The organism is uncultured Tessaracoccus sp., from assembly GCF_947255005.1.
Taxonomy (GTDB): domain Bacteria; phylum Actinomycetota; class Actinomycetes; order Propionibacteriales; family Propionibacteriaceae; genus Arachnia.
On the sequence record NZ_CAMYFI010000027.1, the window covers coordinates 1 to 11,997 of the forward strand.

10 protein-coding genes are annotated in these 11,997 nt (G+C 64.0%); all 10 read left to right on the forward strand.

Features of this window, described 5'->3' with window-relative positions; all coding sequences use genetic code 11:
- Nucleotides 1-2,726, forward strand: a 2,726-nt coding sequence (gene uvrA / locus Q0X61_RS07280) for an excinuclease ABC subunit UvrA (protein ID WP_367270717.1), incomplete at its 5' end; no start/stop codon positions are given.
- Nucleotides 2,719-4,638 carry an excinuclease ABC subunit UvrC gene (gene uvrC, locus Q0X61_RS07285; protein ID WP_297741782.1) on the forward strand — a complete coding sequence of 640 codons (1,920 nt, stop codon included), beginning with the start codon at nucleotides 2,719-2,721 and terminating at the stop codon, nucleotides 4,636-4,638. The genes uvrA and uvrC, both read left to right, overlap by 8 nt.
- An 89-nt stretch (nucleotides 4,639-4,727) precedes the next feature.
- Complete coding sequence (locus Q0X61_RS07290; RefSeq protein WP_297741784.1) at nucleotides 4,728-5,327, forward strand: biotin transporter BioY; 600 nt, start codon at nucleotides 4,728-4,730, stop codon at nucleotides 5,325-5,327.
- Nucleotides 5,324-6,019, forward strand: coding sequence for an energy-coupling factor ABC transporter ATP-binding protein (locus Q0X61_RS07295; RefSeq protein ID WP_297741785.1), 696 nt, complete (start codon nucleotides 5,324-5,326; stop codon nucleotides 6,017-6,019). Before Q0X61_RS07290 ends, Q0X61_RS07295 begins: the two co-directional genes overlap by 4 nt.
- A complete protein-coding gene (locus Q0X61_RS07300; RefSeq protein ID WP_297741787.1) occupies nucleotides 6,016-6,666 on the forward strand; it encodes an energy-coupling factor transporter transmembrane protein EcfT in 651 nt (216 codons plus the stop codon). Before Q0X61_RS07295 ends, Q0X61_RS07300 begins: the two co-directional genes overlap by 4 nt.
- Before the next feature lie 63 nt (nucleotides 6,667-6,729).
- On the forward strand, nucleotides 6,730-7,584 hold the full coding sequence (gene rapZ, locus Q0X61_RS07305; protein ID WP_297741789.1) for an RNase adapter RapZ: 855 nt from the start codon (nucleotides 6,730-6,732) through the stop codon (nucleotides 7,582-7,584).
- 5 nt (nucleotides 7,585-7,589) lie between these two features.
- A complete protein-coding gene (yvcK, locus tag Q0X61_RS07310) occupies nucleotides 7,590-8,546 on the forward strand; it encodes a uridine diphosphate-N-acetylglucosamine-binding protein YvcK (protein WP_297741791.1) in 957 nt (318 codons plus the stop codon).
- 8 nt (nucleotides 8,547-8,554) lie between these two features.
- Complete coding sequence (gene whiA / locus Q0X61_RS07315) at nucleotides 8,555-9,538, forward strand: DNA-binding protein WhiA (protein WP_297741793.1); 984 nt, start codon at nucleotides 8,555-8,557, stop codon at nucleotides 9,536-9,538.
- Between the two features lie 136 nt (nucleotides 9,539-9,674).
- Complete coding sequence (gene gap / locus Q0X61_RS07320) at nucleotides 9,675-10,676, forward strand: type I glyceraldehyde-3-phosphate dehydrogenase (protein ID WP_297741795.1); 1,002 nt, start codon at nucleotides 9,675-9,677, stop codon at nucleotides 10,674-10,676.
- A gap of 111 nt (nucleotides 10,677-10,787) precedes the next feature.
- Nucleotides 10,788-11,996 carry a phosphoglycerate kinase gene (pgk, locus tag Q0X61_RS07325; protein ID WP_297741797.1) on the forward strand — a complete coding sequence of 403 codons (1,209 nt, stop codon included), beginning with the start codon at nucleotides 10,788-10,790 and terminating at the stop codon, nucleotides 11,994-11,996.
- Nucleotide 11,997 lies beyond the last annotated feature (1 nt).

Sequence of the window (11,997 nt, forward strand, 5' to 3'; positions counted from 1 at the left end):
TCGCGTTCGACACGATTTTCGCCGAAGGGCAGCGACGATACGTAGAGTCGCTGTCGGCCTATGCGCGCATGTTCTTGGGCCAGATGGACAAGCCCGACGTGGACTTCATCGAAGGCTTGTCGCCGGCGGTGTCGATCGACCAGAAATCGACGAGCAGGAACCCGCGTTCCACCGTTGGCACCATCACAGAAATCTACGACTATTTACGCCTGCTGTATGCGAGGATCGGGATCCCCCATTGCCCAGAGTGCGGTGCGGCTATTGGCAAGCAGACCCCGCAGCAGATCGTCGATCGCCTCATGGCACTCGACGAAGGCACCCGCTTCCAGATTCTCGCCCCCGTGGTGCGCGGGCGCAAAGGCGAATTCTCAGAACTCTTCCGGCAGCTGCTCGGCGACGGATACTCGCGCGTGCGAATCGACGGCGAGAGCTATCAGCTCACCGACCTGCCCACGATTGACAAGAAGCGCAAGCACGACGTGGAAGTGATCGTCGACCGTGCCGTCGTTCGAGCGAAGGCTCAGCAGCGCATCACGGAATCCGTCGAAACCGCACTTGAGCTGGCAGGAGGTGTCGTGGCCATCGACTTCGTCGACCTTCCCGACGATGCCCCCGACCGGCTGCGGCGCTACTCGGAGAAGCTTGGCTGTCCGAACGATCACGATGTGCAGCTGGAGGAGCTTGAACCGCGACAGTTCTCGTTCAACGGCCCCTGGGGCGCGTGCCCTGACTGCAGCGGCATCGGCGCGGTGCTCGACCCAGACCCGGAACTCATCATCCCCGACGAAGACCTCTCGCTGCGCGACGGCGCCATCGCCCCGTGGAACAACGCCCACCTGAAGAACCACTACGAGCACGTGCTCACGTCGTTGGGGGAGGAGCACGGCTTCTCGATGACGGTGCCGTGGCGTGAGCTGTCGAAGTCGGCACGCAAACTCATCCTGCATGGCATGCCTGGCAACGTCGTCGTGAAGTACCGCAACCGGTTCGGCAGGCTGCGCACCTTCTCGCAGAAGTATGAAGGTATCATCCCGTTCATCCGACGGCGTCACGACGAAGCGGAAACCGATCACGCACGCGAGCGCTGGGGGCAGTACATGCGTGAACTCGCCTGCCCCACGTGCCAAGGGGAGCGGTTGAAGCCCTCGTCGCTGGCGGTCACGGTGTACGGCAAGAACATCTCTGAACTCGTGTCGCTCTCGGTGGGGGAGGCCTTTGAATGGCTCAACTCGCTCGAACTCACGCGCACGGAGGCGACGATCGCCGCCCGCGTGATTAAGGAGATTCTCGCGCGGTTGAAGTTCCTGATTGATGTGGGGCTCGACTACCTCACCCTGTCACGCGCAGCTGGCACGCTCTCGGGCGGTGAAGCGCAACGCATCCGTTTGGCGACGCAGATCGGCGCCGGGCTGGTGGGCGTGCTCTACGTGCTCGACGAACCAAGCATCGGCTTGCACCAACGAGACAACCTCCGGCTCGTGGCAACCCTGGAGCGCCTGCGCGACATGGGCAACACGCTCATCGTCGTCGAACACGACGAAGACACGATCCGGCACGCCGACTGGATCGTCGACATCGGCCCAGGCGCGGGGGAGCTGGGTGGCGAAGTTGTCGTCTCCGGCAGCTTCGACGAGCTCCTGGCCAATCCACACTCCAAGACGGGGCAGTACCTTTCGGGCAAACTCGCCATCGATGTCCCGGCGGTGCGCCGCGAGGGCAACGGGGCGACGCTGTCGGTGGAGGGTGCCCGACACAATAACCTGCGCGAGGTGGACGTCGACTTCCCGCTCGGCACGTTCATCGCGGTCACCGGGGTTTCCGGCTCTGGCAAGTCGTCCTTGGTCAACGGCATTTTGTACCCGGCTGCTGCCAAGGCCATCTACAACGCGAGGAACGTCCCCGGGAAACACCGCAAACTGCAGGGCCTCGAACACCTCGACAAGATCATCCAGGTGGATCAGTCACCTATCGGGCGCACCCCCAGGTCGAACCCAGCCACCTACACCGGTGTGTTCGACAAGATCCGCAAGCTCTTCGCAGAAACACCGGAGGCGAAGGTGCGCGGCTACCAGGCCGGGCGCTTCTCCTTCAACGTCAAGGGCGGGCGCTGCGAGGCGTGTAAGGGCGACGGCACCATCCGCGTCGAGATGAACTTCCTGCCCGACGTGTACGTGCCGTGCGAGGTGTGCGATGGCGCCCGCTATAACCGCGAGACACTCGAGGTGCACTACAAGGGCAAATCCATCTCGGATGTCCTGGATATGCCCATCGCGGAAGCTGTCGACTTCTTTGGCGCCATCGGCTCCATTAGTCGCCATTTGAAGACGCTCGACGAGGTAGGCCTCGGGTATGTGCGTCTCGGGCAGCCCGCCACGACGCTGTCCGGCGGCGAGGCGCAGCGTGTCAAACTGGCCGCCGAGCTGCAGAAACGCTCCACCGGACGCACTCTCTACGTCCTCGACGAGCCCACCACGGGTTTGCATTTCGAGGACATCCGACGCTTGCTCGTCGTGTTGCAGCGCCTCGTCGACCAGGGCAACACTGTGATCGTGATCGAGCACAACCTCGACGTCATCAAATGCGCCGACTGGCTCATCGATATGGGGCCCGACGGGGGCTCGCGCGGCGGTCTGGTCGTCGCAACGGGCACGCCGGAGGACGTGGCCGCCAACGAAGCCTCCGAGACGGGCAAGTTCCTCCGCGAGATGTTGGCGCCGCATGGCTGATCCGGCCAGTTACCGTCCGCGCACGTCGGACATCCCCACCTCGCCGGGCGTGTACCGGTTCTTCGATTCCTTCGGCAACGTCATCTACGTCGGCAAGGCGAAGAACCTCCGCAACCGTCTGAGCTCATATTTCGTCGACCTCGAGAACAAGCACTTCCGTACCCAAACCATGGTGCGCACCGCGGCTCGCGTCGACTGGACCGTCGTCGGCAGCGAGGTGGAGGCGCTTCAGCTGGAGTACACGTGGATCCAGCAGTTCGATCCGCGCTTCAACGTGAAGTATCGCGACGATAAGTCGTACCCCTGGCTTGCGGTCACGTGGAGTGAGGAGTTTCCCCGTGTCATGGTGGGGCGCGGCGCGAAGAAACGCGGCACAAGATACTTCGGCCCCTACGGGCAGGCGTGGGCAATCCGCGACACGCTCGACCTTCTGCTGCGTGTATTCCCGATGCGCTCGTGCTCCAAAGGAGTGTTCGACGGAGCACGCCGCTCCGGGCGCGCCTGCCTGCTAGGAGACATCGGCAAATGTTCCGCGCCCTGCATCGGGCGCGTCTCCGCTGAGGAACACCGCGAGATCGCGGGCGAGCTGATGGCCTTCATGGGTGGCAGAACGGGCGATGTGATTGGGCGGGTTGAACGCGCCATGTACGACGCGTCCGCCGACCTCAACTTCGAGCGCGCCGCCACGCTACGTGACGCACTGGACGCGATGAAGAAGGTGCAGGAGAAGCAAGCTGTCGTGTTCAACGACGGCAAGCGCGCTGACGTCGTCGGGTTCGCGGAAGACCCAACCCAGGTGGCCGTCCAGGTGTTCCACGTGGTCGGAGGCAAGATTCTCGGTGAGCGTGGCTGGGTGGCGGATCGCTTAGACGACCGACCGATCACGGAGCTCGTCGAGGCGTTCATCGCCCAGCTCTACGCCGCCGACGACGCCGATATTCCACCGACGGTGTACACCTCCGTCGAGGCCGAACCCGCCGTCGCGGAGCTGCTCACCGCCCGGCGAGGGGCGAGGGTGGAGGTGCGCGTGCCGCTGCGGGGAGAGAAGCGGCGGCTGCTGGATACCGTCGTGAAGAACGCAGAACTCGCGCTGGAGCAATACAAACGCAAACGCTCGACGGACCTCACCACCCGCAACCGTGCCCTCGAAGAGATCGAGGAGGCCCTGGGCCTGCCAGCGCCGCCGCTCAGGATCGAGTGCTACGACATCTCGCACACGATGGGCCAGGAAGTCGTCGGCTCCATGGTGGTGTTCGAGGACGGGCTGGCGCGCAATTCCGAATACCGACGCTTCCTCATTAAGGGTTTCGAGGGCTCCGACGATGTCCGCGCCATCCGCGAGGTGCTCACCCGCCGACTGCGGAGGCTGAAAGACAACGAAGCCGACGATCTGGTCGATGCGACGACGGGGGTGGCCAAGCGCTTCGCGTATGCGCCGTCCCTCATCATTGTCGACGGCGGGGCGCCGCAGGTGGCGGCTGCGGCGAAGGTGCTGGAGGAGTTCGGGCTGAGCGAGGACATCGCGTTGTGCGGGCTCGCGAAACGGCTGGAAGAGGTATGGCTGCCGGGGGAGGAGTACCCGCTGATTCTTCCTCGCACCTCCGACGGCCTGTACCTCATGCAGCGCGCCCGCGACGAGGCACACCGGTTCGCGATCACCTTCCACCGGCAACGACGGGGCAAGGCGTTGATCGACTCCATCCTCGACGGCGTGCCCGGCCTGGGTGACGTCCGCCGCAAGGCGCTCATGAAGTACTTCGGCAGCGTGAAGAAGCTGCGTGCCGCCACCGTCGACGAAATCGACGAGGTGCCCGGCATCGGGCCTGCGCTGGCGAAGGCCATCCACGACGTGGTGCAGGCTTCCGGCGGCGAGGCGATCAACCTCACCACGGGCGAGGTAACGGAAACGTGAGGGCGTCACACATACGACGCCCCCGGTTTGAACACTATTCAACCGGTGGTGTTGAATGCTGTTCAGCCAATGTCCTAAAGGAGAGACGCATGTCTGATGCTCCGGCCCCCACGCAGTCTGCCACACGTACCTTTGAGGCCAACGACATCGCCTACATCGCCGTGTTCGCCGCGCTCATCGCAGCACTGTCGGTGATGCCCGCGATCCCCGTCGGTAGCCTGGGTGTTCCCATCACGCTGCAGACGCTGGGCGTCACCCTCACCGCGCTGGTGCTCGGGCCATGGCGAGGCACAGCGGCCGTGGCGCTCTACCTACTAATGGGTACTGCGGGCCTTCCAGTTTTCGCCAAGGGCAAGGCTGGGCTCGCACCCTGGTTTGGGCCGACGGTTGGCTATCTCATTGCCTTCGTGGTGTGCACCATCGTGGTGGGTCTCATCTCTCGACGCATCCTGCGCAACGGGCTCGAGAAACTCACCTGGCTGTGGCTGACGCTCACCGTCGTTGCCTGTCGAATACTCATCATGTACCCGCTCGGCACCCTCGGCATGGCGATCACCCTCAAGAAGCCGTTCACGAGCCTGCTCGCAGCGGACCTCGTCTTCTGGCCCGGTGACCTGCTCAAGACCATCGTCGCAGTGGTGGTTGCGCTGGCGATCTTCAAAGCCTTCCCGAGACTCATGCACCGATGATCGAGCTCAGCGACGTTCGGCTGTGCGTACCTCCGCTGCGGCAGGGCGACCCTGAGCGGGTGCTCCTCGACGACATCTCGCTGGAGCTTTCCGAGCGGCGCATCGTCGTGATCGGGGCGAATGGTTCTGGGAAGTCCACACTGCTGCGTCTGCTCAACGGGCTTCGGCTACCGACGAGCGGGACGGTCACCGTCGATGGCCACGACACCGCGAAAGCGGGCAAGCAGGTACGCAAACTCGTCGGCTTCATCTTCACCGACCCGCTTTCGCAGCTGCTCATGTCCACACCCATCGAGGACATCGAGCTCAGCCTGCGCGGTGTCATCAAATCGAAGACGGAACGTCTCGCTCGCGCCCAAGAACTGCTCGACGCCCGGGGGATCGGAGGTGTCGCGCACCAATCCATCTACGATCTCTCGGGCGGAGAGCGTCAACTCGTCGCGCTCACGAGCGTGCTCGCTGTATCCCCCACCGTGGTGGTGGCCGACGAGCCGACGACGCTCCTCGACCTCCGCAACAAGCGCGCCCTCCGGGGAGTATTTGAGCAGCTCGACCAGCAACTCATTTTCTCGACGCACGATCTCGACTTCGCGCTGCTCGCCGAGCGAGCCCTCGTCGTGGAGGACGGCCGAATTGTTGCCGACGACGACCCTGCCGCCGCGGTCGCTTATTACAAGGCGCGCATGCAGTGAACGTGCACGCGAGCCTCCTCGGCATCTATCAGCCCGGCGACGGGTGGCTGTTCCGCATCGGCGTCGGTTGGAAATATCTGCTGCTCATCAGCGTGACGCTACCGACGTTCATCATGGGCACGTGGTGGATGACAGCGCTGGCGCTCGCCGTCGTGTTAGTGCTGCTGCGCACATCGGGTGTCACCTTCCGCCGTGCGCTCGACATCGGTTGGATGCTGTGGATCTTACTCGCCGGCATCGCGGTATTTCAGCTCATCACACTGCGCCCGCTGCTCGCGTTCATCACCACCGGCAACCTGCTCGTCGCAGTGCTCGCCTCCCGGATGCTCACGCTCACCACCAGCACGCCCGATTTGCTCGACGCGTTGGTGCGTGGGCTCTCGCCGCTGCGGCGGGTGGGGGTGAACGTGGACCAGATTGCGCTTACCGTCGCCATCATGGTGCGCTCCATTCCCTACTTACTTGGCTCGTTCCAAACCTCCCGCGACGCCGCCCGTGCACGGGGGAGAGGCAGCAACCTCGTCTCGTTGCTCGTGCCGACGCTGGTGGACGCCGTCTCGTATGCGCAGCGCACGGGAGATGCGGTGCATGCGCGCGGGCTCGCTGAGAACGAAACTGAGATCGCGCCTGCGGCCCCGGCGCCGTAGCGGCGCTGGACAAAGGCGAGGAGAAAGCCGCCGTCGCAGGCGAAGGCAGATAAGGTTGAGCGCATGGTGAGTGAAGTTGCGATCATTACGGGGCTGTCTGGAGCAGGCCGACGCACCGCCGCGCACGCGATGGAAGACCTCGGTTGGTACGTGGTCGACAACCTGCCTCCCGTCATGCTGCCCTCTCTCGCCGACACCATCACTGGCTTCGGCATCGATCGCCTCGCAGTCGTGGCTGACGTGCGAACCCGCGTGTTCTTCGAGCAACTTCCTGAAGCCATCGAGCGTCTCCGCCGCCAGACCCGGAAGCTCGCCCTCGTGTATTTGGAAGCAGACGATGATGTGATCGTCCAACGCCAGGAATCCAACCGCCGCCCGCTCCCGTTGCAAGGCGAGGGCAGGCTCATGGATGGCATCACCAAAGAGCGCCACCTCATGGCAGATCTCCGAGCGCGCGCTGACATCGTCGTCGACACCTCGAGGCTGAGCGCCAGGCAGCTTGTTCAGCGCATCGCGAACCACTTTGGCAGCGACACCACCGACGCCCTCAGCGTGTCCATCATGAGCTTCGGCTTCAAGCATGGGCTTCCGATTGATGCCGACCTCGTGTTCGACGTGCGCTTCCTGCCCAATCCATTTTGGATTCCGGAACTACGCCCCAAGACGGGCCTCAGCCGCGACGTCGCAGCCTACGTGCTCAAGTTTGATGCCGCGCAAGAAATGCTCGACAACATGATGGCGGTCATTCGCACCACCTCGCCCGGCTACCTCAACGAAGGCAAGCGGCAGGTGACGCTCGCCATCGGTTGCACGGGAGGCAAGCACCGTTCCACTGCCATGAGCGAGGAACTCAAGGGACGACTGACCGAAGCGGGCGTGATGTGCACGGTCATGCACCGTGATCTGGGGAAGGAGTGAGCGACGTGGATACGACGCCAGGGCCCAACGTCGTCGCCCTCGGTGGTGGGCATGGGCTTGCCGCCAGCCTGAGGGCGCTGCGCAAGGTGACGCAACGGCTCACCGCGATCGTGACGGTCGCCGACGACGGCGGGTCGTCGGGGCGACTTCGCGACGAGTTCGACATCCTTCCGCCGGGTGATCTGCGCATGGCGCTCGCGGCGTTGTGCTCCGACGACGATGCGGGCAGCACCTGGGCCAAGGTGCTGCAAGCGCGTTTCCGAGGCGACGGACCCCTCGCGGGCCACGCTATCGGCAACCTGCTGATCGCCGGGTTGTGGCAGCAGCTGGGCGACGAACTGGCGGCCCTCGACATGGTGGGGGACCTCCTGGGCGTGGAGGGTCGCGTCATTCCGATGAGCACGGTGCCGTTGGAAATTGAGGCCGACGTGCTGGGCCTAGATCCGTTTGCGCCTGACGAGATCAACACCCTGATTGGGCAAGCGAGCGTAGCGAAGGCGCACGCTGAGGTGCGGCGCGTGCGGTTGGTGCCCCAAGAGCCCCCGGCCTACCCGAGTGCGTTGGAGGCCGTCAGCCACGCCGACGCAATCGTGTTGGGGCCTGGGTCGTGGTTTACCTCCGTGATTCCGCACCTGTTGGTACCTCAACTGTGCGATGCTCTCATGGCCGCGCGGGCTCAACGTATTCTCGTATTCAATATCGCACCACGTGATGAGACGGCGGGCATGAGCGCCGGACGACACCTTGAAGTCCTTGCAGAGCACGCCCCCGAGCTACGGCTCGACGCCGTGATCGCGGATGCGGGGTTCGCTCAAAGGGATCCACACATGGCAGACTACGTGCGGGCGCTCGGAGCGGAACTCGTCGTGGCGGATGTCGCCTCACGCGACGGGACGCCGACGCATGATCCGGATCGACTTGCCGCAGTATTCGCCGAGGTGATTGGGCAAGGGAAGAGGTGAACGGGCCGATGGCCTTGACCCAGAAACTCAAGTCTGAGCTGTCCGCAGTACACATCCCGCAATCCAGTGCGCGAGCGGCGGAAGCCATCGCCATGCTTCGCTTCGGCGGCGGTTTACATCTAGTCGCGGGCAAGATCGTTGTCGAGGCCGAACTCGATTCCGCTGCGGCAGCACGTCGGTTGAGCACAGTCATCACGGACCTGTGGGACTGCTCATCGGAACTCGTGGTGATTAATCCTTCCGGTATTCATCGCAACCCGCGCTACACCATCCGCGTCGTTGCCGACGGCGAACGTCTGGCCAGGCTCACCGGGCTTGTCGATCATAAGCGCCGCCCCGTACGAGGGCTTCCACCGAAGGTGGTTGCGGGATCTGTCATCGACGCGACGGCGGTGTGGCGCGGTGCATTCTTAGCGCGTGGTTCACTGACCGAACCCGGTCGCTCCATGGGGCTCGAAGTCACCTGCCCCGGCGCAGAAGCGGCGCTCGCCCTCGTCGGGGCGGGGCGGAGACTCGGGATCACGGCGAAGTCGAGGGAATCCCGCAACCAGACCCGCGTCCAACTGCGCGACGGCGAGGCGATCGCTGAACTGCTGACGCGCATGGGCGCCCAGGAAGTGCGCCTGCTCTGGGAGGAGCGCAGGATGCGCCGCGAAGTTCGCGCGCAAGCGCACCGGCTGGCAAACTTCGACGACGCGAACCTTCGACGCTCCGTGCGCGCTGCAGTGGCGGCGAGCACGCGGGTGCAGCGGGCCCTTGAGATTCTTGGTGACGACGTGCCGGAACATTTGCGCGTCGCGGGGATGCTGCGTATCGAACACCGCCAGGCCAGCTTGGAAGAGCTCGGCAAGTTGCACGATCCGCCGCTCACGAAGGATGCCGTCGCGGGGCGTATTCGACGGCTGCTGTCGACCGCTGACAAGGCTGCGAAGGAACAAGGCATACCCGACACCGAGGCGTCGCTGCCCCCAGATCTGCGCGACAGCGATTAGAGCACAGTTTCTCGAGCCTCGAGCTTGTCCATCTGATCGATGGGGCTAGGATAAAGCTGTACGCCAAGGCGCAAAACGCTGCCCGGGATTCCGCCCGGCGGGGTGAGCGCAAGTGAACTGAAGGGTATCCATTCATATGACCGTTAAGGTTGCTATCAACGGCTTCGGCCGCATCGGCCGTAACTACTACCGCGCACTCAAGAAATCGGGTGCCGATATCGACGTGGTGGCCGTCAACGACCTCACCGACAACAAGACCCTCGCACACCTGCTGAAGTACGACTCGATCCTCGGCAAGTTCGACGGCGAGATCACCTTCGACGACCAGTCGATCACTGCAGGCGGCGACACGTTCAAGGTCTTCGAAGAAAAGGATCCGGCCCAGCTTCCTTGGGGCGACCTCGGCGTCGACATCGTCGTGGAGTCCACCGGCCGCTTCACTGAGGCCTCCGCTGCCAAGGCTCACATCACCGCTGGCGCGAAGAAGGTCATCATCTCCGCTCCCGCCAAGAACGAAGACATCACCATCGTGATGGGTGTGAATGACGGCGACCTGACGGCCGACCACACCGTCATCTCGAACGCTTCCTGCACCACCAACTGCCTCGCTCCGATGGCGAAGGTGCTGAACGACGAGTTTGGCATCGAAAAGGGTCTCATGACCACCATCCACGCTTACACTGCAGACCAGAACCTGCAGGATGGCCCCCACAAGGACCTGCGCCGCGCCCGTGCCGCTGCCCTGAACATCGTTCCCACCAAGACCGGCGCCGCTGCTGCTGTGGCCCTCGTGCTCCCTGAGCTCAAGGGCAAGTTCGACGGCTACGCTCTGCGTGTTCCCACCCCGACCGGCTCCGCTACCGATCTCACCTTCGAGGCCGGCCGCGAGGTCACCGTCGAGGAAATCAACACCGCCATCAAGAAGGCCGCCGAGGGTCCGCTCAAGGGCATCCTCTCCTACACCGAGGATCCGATCGTGTCGAAGGACATCGAGACCGACCCGCACTCCTGCATCTTCGACGCTGGCCTCACGAAGGTCATCGGCAACCAGGTGAAGGTTGTGGGCTGGTACGACAACGAGTGGGGCTACTCCAACCGTCTGGTTGACCTGACCGCACTCGTCGGCTCGAAGCTCTGATCGTTCAGCCACCCATGCACTGACAGGTGTTGGCCCCGTACTCCCTGCAAGGGGTGCGGGGCCTTCACTTCATCCCCCGTTGTTCTTCCGATCTGAAAGGAACCAAACTCCGTGAAGACCATCGATGAACTCGATGTCGCAGGCAAGCGGGTGCTCATCCGCTGCGACTTCAACGTGCCGCTCGACGGCGATGTCATCACCGACGACGGCCGCATCCGCGCTGCGCTGCCCACGCTCAACAAGCTGGTGGAGGCCGGCGCTCGCGTCGTCATCATGGCGCACCTTGGACGCCCGAAGGGCCAAGTCAACCCCAAGTACTCGCTCGCCCCCGTCGCGAAGCGCCTCGGCGAGCTGCTTGGCAAGGACGTGAAGCTGGCCACCGACGTCGTCGGCGAATCGGCGAAGGCCACTGTCGATTCCCTCACCGACGGTGATGTCGCCCTTCTCGAGAACGTGCGCTACGAGCCTGGCGAAGAGTCGAAGGACGAGAACGAGCGCAAGGCGCTGGCGGAGCAGTACGCGGCATTCGGCGACGTGTTCGTCTCCGACGGGTTCGGCGTCGTGCACCGCAAGCAGGCTTCCGTCTACGACGTGGCCAAACTGCTCCCGAACGCCGCAGGCTACCTCGTCGGCAAGGAAGTCGAGGTGCTGCGCGGTGTCACCGAGCATCCGGCGCGCCCGTTTGTCGTCGTTCTCGGCGGTGCCAAGGTGGCCGACAAGCTCGCTGTCATCGACAACCTGCTGAAGGTTGCTGACACGGTGATCGTGGGCGGTGGCATGGCGTACACCTTCCTCAAAGCGGAGGGTAAGGAGATTGGCAACTCCCTGGTTGACGAAGCCAACATCGATACCTGCGCCGGGTACATTCAGCAGGCTAAGGACGCTGGCAAGCAACTGCTGCTGCCCGTCGACTCCCGCGTGGCGGAAGGCATGGACTTCGACGCCCGCACCGTCGACGGAGAGGTGAGCGTCGTCTCGGCGGATGCCATCCCCGCGGGCTACATGGGCCTGGACATCGGCCCTGAGACCGAGCAGCTGTTCGCCGACACCATCAAGGGTGCCAAGACCGTCTTCTGGAACGGCCCCATGGGTGTGTTCGAGATCGAGGCGCTGTCGCACGGCACCGCCGCGGTAGCCAAGGCGCTCGCGGAGTCCGACGCATTCAGCGTGATCGGTGGCGGCGACTCCGCTGCTGCGGTGCGCGCGCTCGGGCATGCCGACGACGAATTCGGCCACATTTCCACCGGTGGCGGCGCATCCCTCGAGTTCCTCGAGGGCAAGGAACTGCCCGGTATTGCAGTACTAGAAGAGGAGAAGTGAT